This window comes from Mycolicibacterium vinylchloridicum (genome assembly GCF_013404075.1).
Taxonomy (GTDB): Bacteria; Actinomycetota; Actinomycetes; order Mycobacteriales; family Mycobacteriaceae; genus Mycobacterium; species Mycobacterium vinylchloridicum.
Genome location: NZ_JACBJQ010000032.1, coordinates 1 through 20,027 on the forward strand (window position 1 = coordinate 1; position 20,027 = coordinate 20,027).

Sequence of the window (20,027 nt, forward strand, 5' to 3'; positions counted from 1 at the left end):
GACATCGAAACCCAACCAGTCATAGACCGCGCCGAGCACCCCGTAGAGCAGCCGGGAACCGGTACCGGTGGTGCGCCCCGGCGGCGCGACCAACGCCCGGCCCGCCGTCGATGCCTTCAGCAGCGCCGCCTCGCGGTAGTCGGCGACGTCGGTCAGCGACTGCGCGCGAGCGCTGACCTCAAAATCGAGACTCTGCTGGCCATCGGCCACCACCTCCTGGGCGCGCGCCAACAGAACCCCCAGCTCGGCATCGGTATGCGCCGAACCCAAGTGCGCCAGCACCACCACCCGACCGTTGTCCTTGCGCGCGACCTGCACCGCGACCGCGCCCGAGGTCGTGCGCACCTTCCGCACGTACGCCACGGCCCAAAACTACTCGCCTAGTACCCCCAGCACCGAACCCCACCCAGAGAACCCGCAGGTCAAACCCACGCGCGCCAAGTTACCAACCGGTAATGTCCTAACTCAGGTCAGTCAATACGTGAACATTGTCCGAACGTTGTTACTGGGTTTGAGTCCGGCGCCGTTCCTCAGACTCGCGCAGCCAGTCCGACGCCCGCGCGCCGTTGGTTCGCATCTCCGGGGGCAGCGCCTGCTGATGCCCATAGTGCACGTCCTCAGCGGTCAGCAGGGTCAGCATGTCCGCATCGAGGTCGGTGCCAAAATCGGGGTCGGACAGGTCGGCACCGCTCAAGCCCAGCGAACTCACGATGCGGCTGTTGCGGTTCAACTGCGCCTTCTCCACCACGGTGCGCACGAAACGCCCGTTACCCAGGCCGTCGATCACGCGGATGACATCACCTTCGCTGCTGGTGATCTGGGCGTTGTAGTACTGCGCGAAACTCTCCCGTAGCGACAGCAGCGCATCCGGTGCGAAGGTGTCACCGTCCTTGGCCGCGATCCCCTCCATGATCGCAATCAGCTGATCCGGGTTGTATGAGGTGTACTCGATGAGCGTGGCGAAACGGCCCCGCAGACCATCATTGGCGGCCAACACGCGCTGGCTGGCCATCGGATACCCTGCGGCGATGACCACCATGTCGTCGCGGTGGTTCTCCATGAACGGGACCAGGGTGCTGATGATGGCTTGACCGTACGGGTCACCCGAACCGTAGCCGGTGTGGATGAGATCACCGAACTCGTCGATGAACACCGTGGCGCCTAAACCCGTTTCGAGCTGCTCAAGAGTGTTGTTCTCGGTGTCGCCGACGTGGCGGCCGATCAGCTTGTCACGGCGGGTTTCATAGACGTCGGGACGGCGCAGCAGCCCCAGTCCGCAGAAGATGTGGGCAATCACCCGCGCCGACACCGTCTTGCCGACTCCGGGGGGACCCATCATCAACAGGTGACGCGACACCGGGGAGGTCGGTAATCCCTTGCGCTGCCGCAGCACTCGCGCGATGGAGTCGTGGCGCAGCTCGGCGATCCGCGCCTTGACCTCATCGAGGCCGACCATCGCCTCCAGCTCCGCTTCGGCCTCAGCCAGCAGGGTCTTCGCCGAGCGGGCCGACTCCGCAGCCGCCCGCTCTTCGGGGCTGGTCTCGGTGGAGGGGTCCCAGCGATCGGTGCGTGTCTCGATCGTCTGCGGGTCGGTGATCTGCAATCCGAAAGTCGGGTCCGACAGCGCGGTCTGGGCACGCTCGAAGTCGGGCCACTGAACGCGGATGTTGGTCAGCACCGTGCGCGCTTCCTCGGCCTGGCCCTGATGGCGCAGCACCAGCGCCCGACAGAACAGCGCGTCCCTGGTCAGGTCGTCGCTGGCCTGCTGGGCACTGGGCTTCCACCCAGTCCCCGTGTCGTCGGCGGGCGGATTGATCACCCGCTCGACGCCTTCCAAGGCCCGATCGGTCAGCCCCAAAGAGGCTGCCGCCCAAGCCTCCTGCAGGCTGGCGGCCCTACGCAGATGCGGGTCGCCATGCCACTGGCGGCAGTTGCTCACCGCGACCAGGACATCAGGCCAGCGCTTGGTGGCGGTGGCCAGCACCGACCGCACATAGCCCACCGCCGGTGTCGCCGGAAGCGTGCGCACCATGTCGTCGGCGCCTTGCCAGTTCTGCTCCCGAATCAGTGCCGCGGCGTAGGCCAACCGGGCCGTAGTCGCGTCCACAATCGGCATCCGCACATAGTCGATGTCGAAGTGCGCTCGCAGATCGGCGGGCCGATGCTGAATCCGCACCAGCCCGTCGCCGAGCCGGTCGGCGTGGGTAGCCAGTCGCTCCAGCACCTGCATCGAGCGCTCCCCGGTCGCATACCGGCCCAACCAGGCGTCGGCCAGCTCTGGGTTGTCCCCGGTCGCTAGGACGAACACCTGCCCAGCCCGATCCGGAGAACTGCTCAGCACCTTCATCGCCGCCCGCAGCGCTTGCAGTGAACGGTCATCGATCACGGCTGCAGTGCTCCTGTCCGCAGATGGGTCAGGAACTGCGCTTCATTGCGGGGCCGCATCACCGACAATCGCACCCCACGCACCGCTGGAGTTCCGATCACCAGTTCATCCGGGGACTCCTGCACGATCGTCACATCAGCGTCGGAGTCCACTGATCCCACGGTCACCAGACTGTGTCCCCGCTCACCGGCCGTCAGCGCCAACCCCTCGCCGTCAGCCACGATCACCGTCGGCTGCCGCACTGGGTCACGGTCACCGGCCAAACTGATCCGATAGTCGTTGTCGCACAACGGTCGCCACACAGCGGGACGATCACTGTGGATCAGGATCACCGCCCCGGCGGCGCTGGTCCGCAGCAGCAGCGGGATCACGACCGAAAGGTCGGCGTTGATCGAAACCCGCGTCGCCCGCAGCGGATCGGTCAGCGGCATCAGGAATGGGACTCCGGTGACGGTCATGCCGAACATCGGCCCCGACGGACCCACCGGAATCTTCAGGTCGGCGCCGTCGCCCAGCAGGCGTGGCGACATCTCCAGATGCAAAGCCCTGTCCCCCAACGGCAACGACGCCAGTAGGGAGTCGAAGGCCTGACCGGAGACTGGCTGCAGCGCCAGCAGCGGAGGGTGGGTCAACGGGGCGTCGGTGTGGAAGCGCACCAGGCCGGCGACGCGGGAGCTGCCAGCGCGGTCACCGAACACCCTCACGGTGGTGACGGTGCGGTGTGCCCGCACCGTCCACAGGTCGTTGAGCATTTTGGTCGTCAGGTCGCGCCCGGAGATGCGATAGGTGGTCACGTAGTCGGCGTCGGCGTCCAGGTTCGACCAATTCTCCTGCACGCGATCCAGATCGGTTTCGTTGAGCAGCGCGGTGATCGCTGCGCTCATCTGCGGCGCGGTGCAGGTCACCGCCCGGCAGCCCGCCCGCAACACCGCCTGCCGTACCCTCTCGGTGGCCGCCGCGGCGGCCGCGGCGGCATCGCCGCGATACAGCATCGCCGCCAGGCACGCCTGCGGGCACAGCCGCAACACCAGCCAGGAGCGGCGGTCGCCGACAGCGGCGCGGTCACCGACGATCTCGGCGTACTTCGGGGTGTAGCTCCCGTCGGCGGCCACCCGGCTGCCCACCTGCACCACGTCCACCGAGTGCAGCTCCAGACCAGCGAACTGGCGCAACCGGGATTGAATCGCCTCCAACGGGATCGTGTCGATGGTCTCTGCTCCCGTGGGCACCAGCACCGTGGGAGAAAACGGGCGACCGTGCAGGGTGATCATGGTGACCGCGTACTGGCCGTCCCAGATCATCCCCACCGGCCCCGCACCGGGCATGTCTACGGTGAACGGCTCGGGGATACGGGCGCGGGCCCGCCGGGCACTCTCGCGGCGCCGGAAGTACACGAACCGCATCCATCGGGCCAGCCAGCCGGGCGCCGTCGCACCGTTGTAGCTGACAGTCACCACCAGCAGCACCAGAATCAGCACCAGTGGAATCAGCCACCACGGCACCGGCGAGGTCGCAACCAGGATCGCCGCGGCGATCAGTTCGGCGATCACCACCAGCTTCAACCGCAAATCCAGCCGCCAGCGTCGAATCTGCTCACCGAATCCTGCATGCGGGCCGGGAATTTGCTCATCGAGCACGGTCACGGTCGCCCCCTACTGTCCTCGTCGCGATTTCGACATCGACGTCACCAGCAGCACCACACCGAGCACCAGCAGCAGTGCGGTCGATCCGGCCACCGCCAGGATCATCGGCCGATGATCGGTCGGGGGCGGGGGCGCCGGAGGTCCCAGCGGTCGTGTCAGGTTCTCCCGGGGTGCCGGGATTACGGGTACATCGAAGTTCAGCGCAGCCAGCGGGTCGATCACCCCGTGGCCGACCCTGTTGTCCACCACCGCCGCCGGTGAGTGGGCGGTCTGCTTGATCCGGTTGATCACCTGTGCGGCAGGCAGATCGGGGTACTTGGCGCGGATCAGCGCCGCCAGCCCCGACACATATGCCGCAGAAAAGCTTGTCCCGCTCATCGGCTTCAGTTCCGAGGTCTGCGGATCGACGGTGGCGTTGATGATGCCTCCGGCGGGGTTGACCCCCTCCACGAACAGGCCCGGAGCAGCCACACCGACCCACGGCCCAGCCAGGCTGATGTCGGCGCCCTCCTGGGTCTGCGCGGGCTGACCCCGGTCATCGGTCGCACTCACCGACAGCACATAGTCGGAGAACCACGACGGCGTGCTGATCGTCACGACTCCACCCCAGTTGCGGGGATCATCGACATTGGTGGCGTCGATGTTGGGGTTCTGGGAACACCCTGTGCCCATCGGCATTCCGGCACTGGCGGCATTGGCGTTGCCGGCCGCGGCCACCAGGACGACATCCTTTTCCACCGCCGCATACCGCACCGCGGCTCCCAGCGTGGTCTGGTCCACCGGTTTGGTCACCGGGACACAGGACACGATGGACATGTTGATCACCCGGGCGCCGAGGTTGGCGGCGTGCACGATCGCGCGCGCCAACGTGCTCACCGTGCCCGCTCGTGCGTCATCCTCGTTGCCGCCGCGTTCGCGCACGAACATGCCCGAGGACTGCCGGATCGAGATGATCTCGGCCTCCGGGGCGACCCCGACCAGGCCGTCGCCCTCGGCCGGGCTGGCCGCGATGATGCTGGCGACCACGCTGCCGTGGGTGTCGCAGTCCGACAGCCCGTCACCGGCCATGACGTAGTCGCCGCCGCCGCGCAGGCGCGGCAGACGCGGAGAGGGCCACACACCCGTGTCGATTACCGCGACCGTCACGCCGGCCCCCCGCCCGGCCGACTTCCACAGCTCCGGCAGATTCATGAACGTCTGCGCTGCGGGCGGCACGGCCACATCGGTGCCCGGCATCAGCGCGTTGCCAGGGCATGCGTAACGCTGCTTCATCGGCTCATCAGGGCCGGGTACACCATCGGCGGGTACAGCGGCCGGATCGATCGCCGGAGGTGTGATCGCCGTGGCGGTGCCCGACGGCCACACCAGCGCCAGCATCGCGGCCATTGCCGCGACCCCCAGACGACGGCCGATCCCCACAGAGCCAGCCATCACATGTTCCTCGCCAGGGCCAGCAGGTTCAGCAGCCATACCGCGATCGGCGGGACCGCCACGATCAGCAGATACTCAACCCATTCCACGACCTTGCGGAACACCGGGGAGAACACCTTCGCCGGAACGACGGCCGCGGCCCCCATTCCCGCGACGCCCAGCGCCAGGATCACCGCCGCCGCCGCGTAGGCCGCCACCGGGTTCGGCCATGCCAGCGCGTACTTCACGGTCGTGACCATCACCATCAGCACGGCAGCGGCCACCACGGTGATCGCCTGCCCGCGAGCGGCGAACGCCCTGCCGCGCAACACAAGCACCGTCGCCAGCAGTCCGATGAACACCGTAGCCAGCCACCAGCGGCCCCGCCCCGGTTCCACGACGAACACCGATGCGCCCACGAAGAAGATCGCCACCGCGATCAGCAACGCACTCAAGTACACGTTGGCCGCCTCTGCCCCGCGGCGCAGGTCCTCCACACTCGGTGTGCCCTGATGCTCGGCGGCCACCAGCGCCTCCTTGGCGATGGCGTCGGCGTTATCGAAGGTGTCCTTGCCGGTGACCGTGGGGAATGGCGGCACCGGGATACCGGCCATGCGGGCAGCGATCTTCGGCGCCCCGGTCAACACGAACAGCGCCAGCACCATCACCGCCACCGACAGGTTCTGCAATGTCGCTCCGGTCAGCGCATGGATGACGGCCAGGACCGCCAGGCCGGTGCCGACGATGACGATGGTGGCCATCAGTGCACGTGGGGCTGGACTCAGCCGCCACAACAGCGCCGCCAGGACCACCGCCACCATCACCGCGAAGGTGAGGTGCCAGGGCCCTACGCTTCCCGGAGCGGCCATCAGCGCAGCCGCCGGGCACGCGATCAACGCCCCAGGTAGCCATAACGCATTGGCGGTCACCGAATCCCGCTGCTGTTTCCACACCAGTGCCCCACCGACGATCAGCAGCAGTCCCAGCCCCGCCGCGCCGGCGGTCGGGATCAGGTTCCAGTCCTGGCCTGCGCCGCGGTTGCGCGACCACGCCAGCATCAGCAGCGCGGTCGTCACGGTCACCGCCACCGCCACGATGATTCCGGCCACCAGCCGGGCCGTGGCAGCAGTCACCACGGGGGTGCGGGCCTTGTTCAGCACCGCCACCGCCGACGACGGGGACTCGATCACCGGGGTGAACTCGACCTCGGCGTCGATCACCTCCAGCACCAGCAGGTCGCCGTCGACCACCCCCTGCTGGCCCAATGTCTGCGTCCGGTTCAGCGGCCGTCCGTCGATGTGGGTCAGGTTCACCAGGCCGGGGCTGACCATGCCGTTTTCGTCGGGGCTGCGCAGCCCCTCCTCACCGCTGTCGTCGTCGGTCTGCAACCGGCGCACCAGCGCGTCGACCACCGCCGCCACCGGGGAGCTGGCTGGAAGCGTCACGTCGTGTTGGCGGCCGTCGAACAGCACCGCCACGTTGACCTGCTCGGCCAGACGGACCTGACGCGCCGGGACCGCACCCTGCGTGCCCCTCTCCGTCGCTGTTGTCATCGCCACCCCTCGCCTTGCTCGGGCCACTGCGGCCGATACCCCGGGTCCTTGTCAGCGGCCTTGACGAACCCGTCGGCCACCGACGCCGCGGCCTCGATGAACGCTCGCCGCGTCGCTGGTGCCAGACGGTTGAAATCGACGGCGGTGGCATCGCTGAGGTGCGGGTCGTAGGGGATGTCGTGCACGGCACGCACCACCCGCTCAAACCCCTCATGCAGATTGCGGACCGCCTTGGTCGGCGTGATCTTGTTGACGTTGCTGATCACCATCACCGCCTCCCGCACCAGGCCCGGATAGCCATGCGAGATCAGCCAATTCAGTGTCTGCTGCGCAGCCTCAGCGCCGTCGTAGCGGGTCGTCGAGACCACCACCACCGCATCGGCCATCGACAGCACCGCCGCGGTGATGTCGTCGCGCATCTGGTTACCGCAGTCCAGCAGTGCCACCGGATACACCCGGGCCAGCCGCTGCCAGGCCATCACCAACTCACGCCCGGTCAGCACCGCATCACCGGGATCACCGGCGAGCACCTCCAGACCCGACGAGGAATCCATGCCCAGGTGGTGCCGAAAATCGCTGTAGGAGTGCAGATTCGGATCAGCCAACAGCGTGCGCCACGTGCCCGTGCTCGGTTCGTTGATCCGCTTGGACAGGTTGCCCGAGGCTGGGTTGGCGTCGATGGCCACCACCTTGTCACTGCGGTAATGGGCCAGCGCCGCGCCGATGCCCAGAGCGGCCGTGGTTTTGGAGACCCCACCCTTTTGCTGCAGCACCGCAATGACGTAGGTGCCGCGAAGGTTGACCTTCAGCCGGCGACGCAGATCATTCCACTCCCGCTCGCTGGCACCGGGGCCCAGATTGATCTTCGTGGTCTTATACAGCTTCTTGCGCCAACCTGATTCCGGCGTCGGCTTGTACGGCCGCACCAGGTCGGCTTGCCGCACCTGAGCCTGCATCGGTCCCACCGACTCCCCACCGCGGGCAGGCCATGCCGGGGGTTCGGGCGGGCGCGGCGCCCACCCTGGCGGGGGCTGCGGTGCGCCCGCTGGGGGCGGTGGCTGATGTCGACCAGGATGTTGATACCCGGCAGGCGGACCTGCAGGCGGTGCAGGAACGACGCCTGATTCGCCCGGTGCACCGCCGAGCGCGTGCCGACCGCGACCGGGCGGTGCGGCCGCAGGGTCCGGTGGAGCAGCAGGGGGATAGCCCACGGTCGGCCACGCTGGCGCTGCGGGTGGGGGCGCCACTGCGTGCGGATCGACCACCGGCATCCGGGGATCGGTGTGCGCGTCACTGGGTTCAACACCGTTGTGGGGACGATCCTCCGCGCCGGTCGGCTCCGCCGGCGCCGCGGGAGTGTCCGGTGCGGCGGGCTCCAACGGCTCCTCGGGCTTGAGGTACTGGCTGTAGAAGTCTTGTTCGCTCACAGTGACTCGATCCTGTTGCGCCTCACGGGCCTGCCTCCTAGCACTGCCTTATTATTACACACTTCAGACATATTCAGGCAGTGCGTGAACACAATTTTTGTCTGATTTTGGTGGTTGGGTGGATGGGGCGGTCTTCCATACTCTGCGATGGGCACTGGCGGTGCGCGACGTCCCCTATCGGCGATGAGGCGTCCGGTCGCTCCACTCGCGGATGCCGACCATCCCCAGCACCGCCGACACCGACGACTTGATCGCCGCCGTGGTGCCCGGCGTGATCAGCGTCCACCACGAGCCGTTCTCACTGCGGATCGGCCCCGTCAGCACCCGCCCCAGCGCCGTGTCGGTCACGGTGGCCGCGGTCCTGCTCACCTCGATTCGACCGGCCTCGTCGGGGGTCATCGCGGTCATCGACAGCTCCATGATCGGGTTGTCGGCGGCCATGGTGACTACCCGGTACTGGTCGGCGTCCATCCCCATGCTGCCGAACACCGTCGCCGCGCTGTGCTCGCCTCGCGCCACCTGCCCCAGCGCTTCGAGCAGGTTGGCAGTCGGTACCGACACCGCGTCGAACTGTGCGGGCTCCACCTGCGGCCCGCACACCGGCACCAGACGGTCGACCAGACTCGACACCGTCGCCGAATGACCCAGGTACTCCACCGTCAGGTCATCCTCATGTTGGATCGCCGACACAGTGATCTCACCACGGCGGGCGATGGCCACCCGAAGATGATGCCCGCCGCGACGAATCATGGCTGCCAACACCACATCTGGTGCGCCCAGGGTCTCCAGCCACAACCGCACCTGCGGGTGCACCTCGTCGCCGAACACCAGACCCTTCTCGCGCAGGACCGCCACACCGGGATGCCCCCACGGACGTTCCGCGGGATCGCCGGTGTCGGTGAAGGGTCGAGTCACCAGCACCGCCGGCATCCGCTCCACCCCGCACAGCGCCTGCAGCAGCCATAGTGCTTCTCGGGTCACCTCCATGGAGGTGGCCGGTTGCGGTCCGGTCGTTGTCGGCGCCGGCCGATTCACGAATGTCGGTCGCACCGCCACCGCTGGACTCCTCTGTCGTTCAATTCCCCACCTGTTCGGTCACGACGACGGCCCGGCCTGCCAGTTGTGCAGGGCCGGGCCGTGTCATGCTCGGAGCTTTCCTGGCGCACGCGCCAACGCAAGCTTTAACCGCCGGCGTACTGCGCCTTGATCGTTGCGTCCTTCTGGATCACGCCGTCCACGCCCATCCCCAGCGCCACCTTGGCGGCGTTGAGCTTCTCGCGCAGCCCATCGACGTAGGTCAGCACGCGGGTGTAGTCCTCCTGGAAGCCCTCACCGCCGCCGCCTCTGAAGTGGTGCTCGGTGTTGGCCTTCATCGACATGGCGTCGCTGTGCACTTCCGCCGTCAGAACCTCGCAGGCGCCGATCATCTGCTTGCATTCCTCGAGGATCGGCACGTTGTACTGAATCGCCATCTTCTGCTCGCTTTCTCAGTTCTCAGTTGGTCTTGGTGACTCGGTTCAAATTGGTCCGGCCGCTCACACCGTCATGGTGTCGATGGCGCTGAGGTAGCCGGCCGCGTCCTCGTCGCCCTCGGTCAGGTGCGACGCGGAGATGTTCATCTTCTCGGAGTGTTCGGCCTGCATGGTGGCCTGCTGGGTGCCGTAGGTCTGCAGGTCCTCGCCGGCACGCTGCAGCGCGACCCGGCCCTTGCCCTGCATGCCTGACGAGGCGTGCTCCAGCATCGAGCCGAGCTGCTGGACCATCGACCGTAGCCGGTCCTCCTTCTCCGACATCGCCGAAGAGTCGCCATGCATGGCCTCGACATCGCCGTAAATATCCATTTGAGACTTCCTTCCTGAATTGCCTTGCCCCCGAACCGGATCGCCGGTGTGGGATTACTGCCCTTACGCGTTGGCGGTTGCCCGCTCAGCTGTCAGACCGGCGCCTCCTTGTCTCCAGGTGCAGAGGCTCGCGTCAGGCCCCCTCCCCCGGTGATCACCGGCACGGCGTCGGATGATCGGAACAGATCGGCCGCCGAGACCAGCACCTGCCCGGGTTCCGTCTGTGTCTTCTTCTCGTCGTTGTTGTTCTGCGCCCCCGCAGCAGCACCGTGGGCCAACGGCGCCATCGCCCCGCCCATACCGCCACCGGCTGAGGCCGGAACAGTGCTGGACTGAGCCCGCACCTCGTTGAACCGTGACGTGCTCTCGCCGGTCGCTGGGGCCGCCGCGCTCACCGCCGACGCCCAGGAGCCGGGACTGCGCAGCGCCGAGGCTGCCGAAATGGTCCCGGCCCCGCCGAGACCGCCGCCCCCGCCGCCACCGGCCAACGAAGCGTTCACCGCACCGCCGGCCAGCGGTGTGGACGTCACCCAGTCCGACGCCGCGAAGCCATCCAGCCCCGCCTCGGGACTCAGGTTCGCCGCCGAGGCCAGCGACCCCATCTGAGAGAGAAGCTGCGACGGCACTTCGGTCAGGGTCTTGAGCGGGCCACCGCTGCCCAGCGACTGGACTGCCGACATCGGCATCTGCCCGATGGCGGGCAACATGCCGGTCATCTGCTGGAAGAAGCTGTCCAGCGGAGCGCCCGCCTCGCCAGACGCCTGATCCAGGCCCGGTGTTCCCGACCCGGCACCGCCGGTCGTCGACGGTGGCGGCGGCGGCAGCGGCGGCACCGTCTGCAGCGGCACCGACCCCGCCTCATAGGCGTACTTGTTGGTCACGCCCTGCATCCACATGCGCCCGTAGTCGACGCGGTTGGCGATGATCAGCGGTGTCAGGAACCCCAGGAAGTTGGCGTTGTTCAGTGCCACATGCTCGGACTGATTTGCCGCCACTTCGCCGGGGTGGGGGGTGGCGAACTTCGATGTCTCAAACGATGCGGCAGTGGCGTCGATCGCCATCCCCGCCTCCGCGACCATCGCCCCCGCCGTGCCCAGCCACGCCAGATGGGGTGTGTGGGCCAGGCGGGCGATCTCCCCACTCAGGGACGGCCAACTGGCCGCCATGGCCGCCTCGGTCGACATGTGCCCGCCGAGCATGCCAATGATCGCCGCCGCCAACGCCTTGAGGTTGGCCGCCGAGGCGAAGAATGACCCCGCCCCAGGGCCGAACCAGAACTGCGCCGAGGTCGCCTCGGGCGGTTCGGCCTGGTAAGCCCCGGGTGGCATGACTTTGCCGCTCTCTAGATCACCGCGTTGATCACCGCACCGGCCGCCTCATCAGCGACGGTGGTGAGCACGCTTGCAGTGCCGTTGGCCAGACCATAGAGCGCCTGCTGGCCCGCCGCCGCGGCCAGAATCGCGGCGATATCAGCCGAGATGGAGGCGATCTTGGCGACATTGGCCGCCGAGATCTCATCGAGCCCAGGCGGTACGACCGCGGAAGCGGCCGCGGCCTGAGCGGTGTGACCCGCGGCCTCGGCCGACAATGCGGCGGTCGCCGCCGACGCGGCGGTGACCCCGGCGGGTTCCATGAAGACTGACAGTGCCGACATGATCGTGCTCCTTACTGCTCCCCGTAGATGCAACCTAACACATTGTTAGTCATTTCGTACACACTTAATGCACAGGCAATCCATTCCGGCACAAACCGGCATGAATTTGCTCTGCTACTCCACCACGACGTGCTGACGTTGTCACTACAGTTCACCACGAATCAGCCGACTGCTCATGCAGAGATTTCCCGGCCGGCGGCAACGCCACCTGCATGAGCTGGCGCCCCAGCTTGCGATACACCAGTTCGCCTCGCCCAGGTGCCCGTGGAGCAGCACGCACCCCGTCGACAATGACACCGTCGGCGCGGGTGCCATCGAGGATGAGCACCCCTGCCCCGGCGCGATCCATCGCGGTCACCACCTTGTTGTGGGCGCTCGATGCCGCCCATCCGGTGCCGTTGAGGCTGGCCATGACGTGAACCCCCATTTGCCGGCCTCGTTCGATCACCGGCTCCAACGCCGGCATCAACCGCGACGCCATCGTGGAGCCTGGTGCGTTGAACAGGTGCAGATCATCGATCACGATGAAGTACCGAGGACCGCTGAAGCGCCACTGCGCCCGCTCATGGGCCGTGGCGTTCTCCGGCGGCCGACGTTCGCTGGTGAACCTCTTGGCCAGATGAGCCGCGATAGCGCCGACGTCCACCGACGGGTTGTCGATATGTACCGCCAGGTACTGCGGTTCGATGTAGGCAGCCAGCTTCAGGTCGGGATCAAACGCGACGATTTGGGCCTGCGTCGGGGTGAACGCGTCCTGGATCGCGGTCACCAGCGTGCGCATCACCGTCGTGCGGCCCGACCCGCTGCTGCCCACCACATAGAAGTTCGTTGCGGCGGTCAGGTCGACACCGACGGTGTCAAGAGCGACCTCCCCGACACCGAGCTTGAGGGTGCCCGCAGGTACCGGCCCCAGCTCGTGCCAGTGCAGCTCGATGGGCAGTTCGGGCAGCGGGGGCGCCCCGGCAACGCCCCGCCGCTGCCAGGACTGCGCAATCAACCGGCACGTCGCCTCCACCGAGGACTGGTCATAGGTCACGGTGCCGTGAGCGCCCGTCAGCGTCGGCGTGGCGACCGGAGCGCTCATCAGGAAGTGCATGCCGCCGCGCTTGAGACCCCGCCCCGGCTGGTCGGGAACGGTTTTGGCGCGTTCCCGATCACCCATCTCCGATTCGCGGTAATCGGCCATCCGCAGTTCGATGCGGGTGCCGAACTTGCTGGTGAGGCTGTACGGCAGGCTCGTCCACTGGTCGTTGCTGACCACAAGGTGGATGCCGTAGTTCAGCGCCGACGACGACCCCAGCTCACTGATCCGGGTGTACAGCTCCTGGTCCTTGATCTTCAACGCCGCCATATTGTCCACGAACAGAAACACATCGCCGTAGCCGTCCTCGGGCACCTCACCGGGCTTGCCGGCGAACTTGCGGGCCCGGAACTCCGTCAGGTCGATCCCGGCCAACTCCCAGTTGCGGACCCGGCTGGCCAGCAGGCGCTCGACCTCGCTGAGGATTCGGGTGAGCCGCTCCTCGTTGCCCTGTCCGGCCACACCGCTGACATGCGGCAGCCCAGACATGTTCTGCAGCTTGCCGCCACCGAGGTCGATGCAGTAGAACTGCACCCGCTGCGGGCTGTGGGAAACCGCGAGATTCGCCATGATCGACTGCAGCGCAGTGGATTTCCCGCTCTGCGTGGCGCCGATGATGGCCGCGTTGCCCATGCTTCCCGACAGGTCGACGCTCAGCAGCTTCTGACTGTGGTCAAACGGGTCATCTTCACGGGCATAGGGAATCGTCAGACCGGAGTCGGCGGTGACATCAAGCCAGTCGCGTCCCCAGAACTCCTGTGCCACTTCATCGACGGCCACCACCGGCGTCTCATCCAGCGGAGGCAGGTACAACTTGTGCATGGGACGGCCGCTGCGGCCTGCCTGCGCCAGCCGCTGCACCAACACCGACACCACGGTGTCGGCGTCCACGCTCATCTGCTCGATCGAGATCTCGTCGGCGAGGTCGTCGTCGGGTTCTTCCTCCCCGACCTCGATGTCCAGCGGCAACGGCTCAACCGCGGCGCCGAATCGGCGTGGATCGATGTACTGGCCCTCCTGGCGGCGCCGCTGCTGTCGGCCCGCGACCGGCGCGATGAACGGTGCGGAGACGTAGTACGACCGAAATAGGGTGTGATCGTCGTCGAAGACCAGGAACCCTGTGCCCTGCGGGGCGCCCTTGAGGTCCTCGTAGGCCCGTGTCGAGCCGATCGCGGCCCGAGATTGGCTGGCGTCCTTGAGCTTCAAACCGATCGAGTAGGTCTGCTGGGCGATCATGCCCGCCATTCGACCGGTCTCCACCCGCTGCGAGGCATTGAGAATGTGCATCCACAGACCGCGTCCCTTTCGGGCCACCACGTCGAAGGTCTCGGCCAGCCGAGGCCGAATCCGCAGCAGCTCACTGAACTCGTCCAGCACGATCAGCAGTGTCCCCAGCGGTTCCAGATCGGGGCGGGTCGTGGCCCGGGCCCGCTCGTAGTCGCGGACGTCTTTGTAACCCGAGGCTTTCAGGATCGCCTCGCGCCGCGCGGTCTCGCCGTTGATCATGTCCTCGAAACGATCCAGCCGGGCGGCGGACTCGGCCAGATTCGACACGACACCCTGGCAGTGCGGGATATCGGCCAGCTTCATCATCGCCGTCTCGCCCTTGAAGTCGCCCAGGATCATCTGCAGCGCTTCCGGCGGGTGCAGCATGGCGATAGCCAGACAGAACGACACCAGGGTTTCGGACTTACCCGAGCCAATCTGACCGGTCAGCATGCCGTGCGGCCCCATGCCGCCCTCGGCGCCCTCCTTGAGGTCCAACCACACCGTCTTCCCGGTGCTCGGATTCTTGCCCAACGGGGCACGCAGCCGCGTGGTCGTGGTCAGTTGCGACCACAGTGTGGTCGGATCCCACACCCGGGCATCCTCGATCTGGAACAAGTCGAGGAAATCCTGGCCTGCTCGCGCGTCGGCAGCCCGCTCTGCCACAAACCGGGTGGCGGCGTCCTGCGGCTCCCATGCCGCCACCGCGCGGGCCAACACCTCGGCCTCCACCAGCGGCATCACATCCGGTGTGGCCGCGAAGGAAAGCCCCTCCTCGGCCAACGGTGAAATCCGAACCATTTAGACAACCTCCCTGGCCCGCAACAGATTTCCTACCGCATCGAACTTCATCGCCGTCGCCGACGTCGCCAGCGGCGAGTAGTAGTCGTTAGTCGCCTCCAACACCGCCACCCCGGCGTACCCGGTGCTGCCCAACAACGGGGCACAGTTGGCGCCCGGCATGTCCACCACAATCACCCAGTGGTCCTCGGCGCGGGGCTGTCCTTCCATCGGCGGTGACCACGGTGGCCGACTTCGCCACTGCTCCCCGAAGCGCTCCATAAACTCCCCCACATCGCTGTAGACCATCCGCACCGGCCCACAGGCGTCGACCAGCTCAGGGTCAGCGACATGGGGCCACCACTTGGCCCACTCCCACGACGCGGGATCGTCGCTGATGATCGCCAGTCGCACCACGTCGGGACCATGGAACACGCACAACTGGCACACCAGCGCCCGCAGTGTTCCCTGCACCAGCTGGCGCTGCTCCTCCTCGGCGAAGAACGCCCAGCCCATCTGGTCGAACAGGTGCAGTGGCCGCGCCACATCGTGAACCACGTTCTGCGCCAACAGGAAATCGCGCGCCGCGATGGCTGTGGAGGTCTCCCGGTACTCCGGGGGTGGCACCTTCTGCGGTGGGTTGATGATGGTGCGCAACCGGGTCACCCCCAGCCCGAGACGCACATGCCCGAAATTGCGGTCGGTGGGTCGGCGCTCCCACATTCGGCCAGTGCCGACCATGGTCAGCAGCGAACCGTTGCAGGGATTGGGATGGTGATAGGCGATCTCGGCGGCTTGCTCCTGAGCGCCTTCGGTCACGTCGTCGCGTAGTTCATCCAGGCTGCGCAGATAGTCCACCCTGGTCTGGTTGAGCGCTGCTGGTTTCGTCTTCTCGTTGGTGCCGCCGCCCCGATTGCGCAGCATCATCAGCATCGACACCAACATGATCGGCATGATGAACATGCCGCCCAGGCCGATGGAGCGCGCGCCGGTTCGAATCATGATGACCAGCAGCACGATCACGGCGACGACGAAGATCAGCACCCACACCCACACCGGGGGTCGCTGCTGCGGCGGCCGCGTGATCTCGCCGATCTCGGGCATCGTGGCGGTGCGTTCCGGCAGGATCGGCGCCGCCGGTTTCTCCTTGTCGAAACCCTTCTTCGTCGTCATCGCGTCCCCTTCTCGCTCATCGGCGCGGCCGCCGGGTTGGCCCCCAAAGTGTCGTGCTCGACCATCGCGGACTGCCGCGACAACGCCGGGCCGGCCGGAAGCCAACGCACCACCGCCCACGGCGCCGGGGTCGGCGTCACACCTGACAATCCCAATGCCCGCAGCGGATCGTGTTCCCTGTCTGAGGTTTCGATGCCGAAACGCACACCGGTGTGGCCGATCCACCACACCGACTCACTGCGCCCGGAATCAGGTTCGACGCCGGTCACCTGAACGAAGTTCGCGCTCTGCGGCCCCAGGTACACCTCATCGGCGGACTGCTGGCCCGCCTGCGCCGACACCATCTTGATCACCTGCGACTCCTCGCCCTGCGCGATCGGCAGGCGCCGACCCGACACGGTGGTCACCGTGGCCTGCGGTGCACCGGAATCCTTGCGCCACATCACGCAGGTGACCGGTTCGGCGGCCTTATCCAGCAGCTTCACCGGCCCGTTGGGATACATCGACACATCGAAGCCCACAGCCTGCGGAGCCGACGCGACCATCGGAGCCTCCACGTCGAGCACCCGCCCCTGCCGGGACACATTGGCGTTGTGCAGCATCAGCGCCACCGTCTCCGGAATCATCTGCAGCCCCGCTGGCAGCGCCACAAAGAACTGATCGTCCCCGGTCGCGCCCCGCGACTTGACCACCGACCCCGACACCACCGGCAGCCCCGGCGCGGCATACCCGACCGGGCCACCCGGCGCGGGGACGTCGGGCACCCGCAGCGGTGCGGTGGGAATCAACGCCTCATACAGTGCCCGCGACATCGGAGTGGGCCGAAGATTGCCCGCCTGCAGCCCCAGCGCCAGCATCACTGGCTTGTCGGCCAGGTCGAGCTGGGACCGGTGCCCGTCGGTGACCAGGAAGACGCTGCCGCCGTAGGTCATCAGCACCGCCTCCGGGGAAGCCATCTCGTGTGCCCAATCCCCCAGCTCGGCCTGTCCGGTCAGTGCGGTCACCCGCGGCGTCGCCAAAGTGCCCGCAGTGCCGGCCTTATCGCACAACCCCCACCCGGTGTCGGCGGGAGTGCGTGGCGTCAGATCATTGGGCGCCCCGACGATGCCGACCGTGGGCCCGATCGGTCGTTCCTCGATCTGGGCCATCGGCACCAGCGTCGGGGAGGCGTCCTGGCCGAGGATCAGCCGCGCCGACGCCAGGTTCAACGCCGGGTGCATCGTTCCGTTGACGTCAACGAACAGTGCTCCACTGCCCCGGTCGGCCACCAGCTTGGAGTTGCCGATCTGCCCCACCGGCCGCAGCCAGGACAACACGAAGCACACCCCGAGTGCCAGTGCTGCGATCACCACCCCGACGGTGGCCGCCGCGCCGTAGTTCTTCGACGGGTCATGCACCAGCCGCACTGAATGGCGAGCGACCGCCACCGCCATGCGGTGCCACAGAAACCGCCACGCCGCAACCTGTTCCAGTGAGGCGTAAGTCAATCCGGTGCCGCCGCGGCGCCGCTCGCTCCGATGGGTGTGCTTCGGTTCCTGCACGGCTCAATACCCCCCGCCCAATGACGCCACATGAACGTGGTCGAAGTGATTCTGTGTGGCGCTGCCTCGATCATCCATCTTCGAGGAACTGCCGTCCGGTTGGATCATCTGCTGCCGCCAGATGATGTGGTCCAGGCCCAGCGGTTTCTGGTTGCGGATCAAAAAGTTGACCACCCGATCACCGAGGGCACGCCCCTCGGCGGTGTCCCAGTTCGGGATCATCACATCCAAGGCCAGCCCGTTCGGATGCCACTTGAGGCTGTCGGAGCGGACCCCGCCGATCTCCTCGATCTCAGGGAACGCATTCGAGATCGCCCGGTTCATCAACTTGGTGTACTTCTGCAGACCCCGCTCATCGGCCTTCCCCGACCCGCTGGTGTCCAGCCCAGGAATCACCGCCGAGGCGAGCTTGGCGGGGCTGGTGCTGCCGGCGAGTCGGCTGGCTTGGGTGAAGGGGGCGCTCAGTCCGCTCAACGCGGACATCGGTGCACCGAAGCCGGGCATCCCACCGCCACCCATCGGCATCCCGCCACCCATCGGCATACCACCGCCCATTGGCATGGCGCCCAACGGATTTGCCGACATCCCCGCAGGGCGGGTCAGGCCCGCCACGTCACCGTATCCGGCGGCGTTGGCATTGGCCGAGGCCGCGTGCGTGCCCGCCTCAGCGGCACCGGTCTCCACCGTGCCGCGAGTCTCCTCCAACCGTGTCTTGATCGCGGTGATCAAAGCCCGCTTGCCTTCCGGGGTGTTGGTGCTCAAACCCAGCGCCTGCACGTCGGCCACCGCCTGGGCGATGATCGACTCCATATTCACCCGGCCACCCGAGGCCGAGGCCGTCGCCGCATCCAACTCGGCGCGACTGGTGTCATCGAGCGAGCCGAGCGCGGCCGTCGAGTTGTGGTGCTGCGACGCGGAATCCTGTTGGCCATCGGCGGCCTGACCCTGCCCCGGAGTGATCGTCGGCGGCGGTGCCGGAGCCAACGGCGGCAGCGGCAACAGCACCCCAACCCCGGTGCCGAAACCATCCCGCGCCTGACCCATCACCCCACCGGCAGCACGCACAAACCCCTCCACCGACATCAGTAACCACCGCCTGCAGAACTCGGGTTGAACTGGGCAACCTTCGACAGATTGGACCCGCTGGGATCAACCCCGTAGCGGCTCATCACGTAGTTCATCGACGCACACAGATTGGCCACCGGCTCATAGATGTTGGTCGACGTACCAGGCTGGTGGAAGCTGGCGAACGTCTCCGGAATCGTCTGCACCCCACCGCGTGACGAACCCGCTGGGAACCCGTCCGGACCGGAGCCGGCCAGCCGCGTGGCGTTCATATCGGAGGTGTTGACCGCCAGCGGATTGAAGCTGGACTCCCGCGCGGCAGCGGTCATCAAACCAGTCATCCATCGTGCCCGCGCCTGCGGATCGTCAACACCCATTACGTCGAGCGCTTCACTGATGTATCCCCGATAGGCCTCCTTGCCCACCGGGAACTTCTGCCGGTCGTACCGCACAGCACCGAGTGGGATTTTCGCTGCCTGCGACACCGCCGACTTCGACCCGCTACTGCCCTCGGACGCGCTCCCAGTGCTGCTGCCGGCGAGTCGGCTGGCTTGGGTGAAGGGGGCGCTCAGTCCGCTCAACGCGGACATCGGTGCACCGAAGCCGGGCATCCCACCGCCACCCATCGGCATCCCGCCACCCATCGGCATACCACCGCCCATTGGCATGGCGCCCAACGGATTTGCCGACATCCCCGCAGGGCGGGTCAGGCCCGCCACGTCACCGTATCCGGCGGCGTTGGCATTGGCCGAGGCCGCGTGCGTGCCCGCCTCAGCGGCACCGGTCTCCACCGTGCCGCGAGTCTCCTCCAACCGTGTCTTGATCGCGGTGATCAAAGCCCGCTTGCCTTCCGGGGTGTTGGTGCTCAAACCCAGCGCCTGCACGTCGGCCACCGCCTGGGCGATGATCGACTCCATATTCACCCGGCCACCCGAGGCCGAGGCCGTCGCCGCATCCAACTCGGCGCGACTGGTGTCATCGAGCGAGCCGAGCGCGGCCGTCGAGTTGTGGTGCTGCGACGCGGAATCCTGTTGGCCATCGGCGGCCTGACCCTGCCCCGGAGTGATCGTCGGCGGCGGTGCCGGAGCCAACGGCGGCAGCGGCAACAGCACCCCAACCCCGGTGCCGAAACCATCCCGCGCCTGACCCATCACCCCACCGGCAGCACGCACAAACCCCTCCACCGACATCTCAGTGTGCCTCCGGC

General features: G+C 67.2%; 15 protein-coding genes and 1 pseudogene. All 16 read right to left on the bottom strand.

The features are described from left to right. Positions 1-363 (bottom strand): annotated as a pseudogene (locus HPC46_RS23165) (IS1634 family transposase); the annotation flags it as partial. A gap of 139 nt (positions 364-502) precedes the next feature. Then, entirely contained in the window at positions 503-2,386 is a 1,884-nt protein-coding gene (gene eccA / locus HPC46_RS23170) for a type VII secretion AAA-ATPase EccA (protein ID WP_179474292.1), read from the bottom strand. Continuing rightward, complete coding sequence (gene eccE, locus HPC46_RS23175; RefSeq protein WP_179474294.1) at positions 2,383-4,029, bottom strand: type VII secretion protein EccE; 1,647 nt, start codon at positions 4,027-4,029, stop codon at positions 2,383-2,385. Before eccE ends, eccA begins: the two co-directional genes overlap by 4 nt. Before the next feature lie 9 nt (positions 4,030-4,038). Then, a complete protein-coding gene (mycP, locus tag HPC46_RS23180; RefSeq protein ID WP_179474296.1) occupies positions 4,039-5,460 on the bottom strand; it encodes a type VII secretion-associated serine protease mycosin in 1,422 nt (473 codons plus the stop codon). Further along, positions 5,460-6,992, bottom strand: a complete 1,533-nt coding sequence (gene eccD, locus HPC46_RS23185; protein ID WP_179474298.1) for a type VII secretion integral membrane protein EccD — start codon at positions 6,990-6,992, stop codon at positions 5,460-5,462. Before eccD ends, mycP begins: the two co-directional genes overlap by 1 nt. After that, positions 6,989-8,419: a MinD/ParA family ATP-binding protein gene (locus HPC46_RS23190; protein WP_325096741.1), complete on the bottom strand. Its 1,431-nt coding sequence runs from the start codon at positions 8,417-8,419 to the stop codon at positions 6,989-6,991. The genes eccD and HPC46_RS23190 overlap by 4 nt, the downstream gene beginning before the upstream one ends. A 174-nt stretch (positions 8,420-8,593) precedes the next feature. After that, positions 8,594-9,475 carry an ESX secretion-associated protein EspG gene (locus tag HPC46_RS23195; protein WP_179474300.1) on the bottom strand — a complete coding sequence of 294 codons (882 nt, stop codon included), beginning with the start codon at positions 9,473-9,475 and terminating at the stop codon, positions 8,594-8,596. A 125-nt stretch (positions 9,476-9,600) separates the two neighbouring features. Next, on the bottom strand, positions 9,601-9,891 hold the full coding sequence (locus tag HPC46_RS23200; protein WP_179474302.1) for a hypothetical protein: 291 nt from the start codon (positions 9,889-9,891) through the stop codon (positions 9,601-9,603). 63 nt (positions 9,892-9,954) lie between these two features. Then, on the bottom strand, positions 9,955-10,260 hold the full coding sequence (locus HPC46_RS23205) for a hypothetical protein (RefSeq protein WP_179474304.1): 306 nt from the start codon (positions 10,258-10,260) through the stop codon (positions 9,955-9,957). 92 nt (positions 10,261-10,352) lie between these two features. Continuing rightward, positions 10,353-11,588 carry a PPE family protein gene (locus tag HPC46_RS23210; RefSeq protein WP_179474306.1) on the bottom strand — a complete coding sequence of 412 codons (1,236 nt, stop codon included), beginning with the start codon at positions 11,586-11,588 and terminating at the stop codon, positions 10,353-10,355. 14 nt (positions 11,589-11,602) lie between these two features. Continuing rightward, positions 11,603-11,914, bottom strand: coding sequence for a hypothetical protein (locus tag HPC46_RS23215; RefSeq protein ID WP_179474308.1), 312 nt, complete (start codon positions 11,912-11,914; stop codon positions 11,603-11,605). Between the two features lie 151 nt (positions 11,915-12,065). Beyond that, the gene (eccCb, locus tag HPC46_RS23220) at positions 12,066-15,062 is read right to left on the bottom strand and encodes a type VII secretion protein EccCb (RefSeq protein WP_179474310.1); all 2,997 of its coding nucleotides are present in this window, start codon (positions 15,060-15,062) and stop codon (positions 12,066-12,068) included. Next, positions 15,063-16,214 carry a cell division protein FtsK gene (locus HPC46_RS23225; protein ID WP_179474312.1) on the bottom strand — a complete coding sequence of 384 codons (1,152 nt, stop codon included), beginning with the start codon at positions 16,212-16,214 and terminating at the stop codon, positions 15,063-15,065. Then, the gene (gene eccB / locus HPC46_RS23230; RefSeq protein ID WP_179474314.1) at positions 16,211-17,755 is read right to left on the bottom strand and encodes a type VII secretion protein EccB; all 1,545 of its coding nucleotides are present in this window, start codon (positions 17,753-17,755) and stop codon (positions 16,211-16,213) included. The genes HPC46_RS23225 and eccB overlap by 4 nt, the downstream gene beginning before the upstream one ends. A 3-nt stretch (positions 17,756-17,758) precedes the next feature. Next, a complete protein-coding gene (locus HPC46_RS23235) occupies positions 17,759-18,838 on the bottom strand; it encodes a VldE C-terminal domain-containing protein (RefSeq protein WP_179474316.1) in 1,080 nt (359 codons plus the stop codon). After that, the gene (locus HPC46_RS35780) at positions 18,838-19,992 is read right to left on the bottom strand and encodes a lysozyme family protein (protein ID WP_179474318.1); all 1,155 of its coding nucleotides are present in this window, start codon (positions 19,990-19,992) and stop codon (positions 18,838-18,840) included. The genes HPC46_RS23235 and HPC46_RS35780 overlap by 1 nt, the downstream gene beginning before the upstream one ends. Between the last annotated feature and the right edge of the window lie 35 nt (positions 19,993-20,027).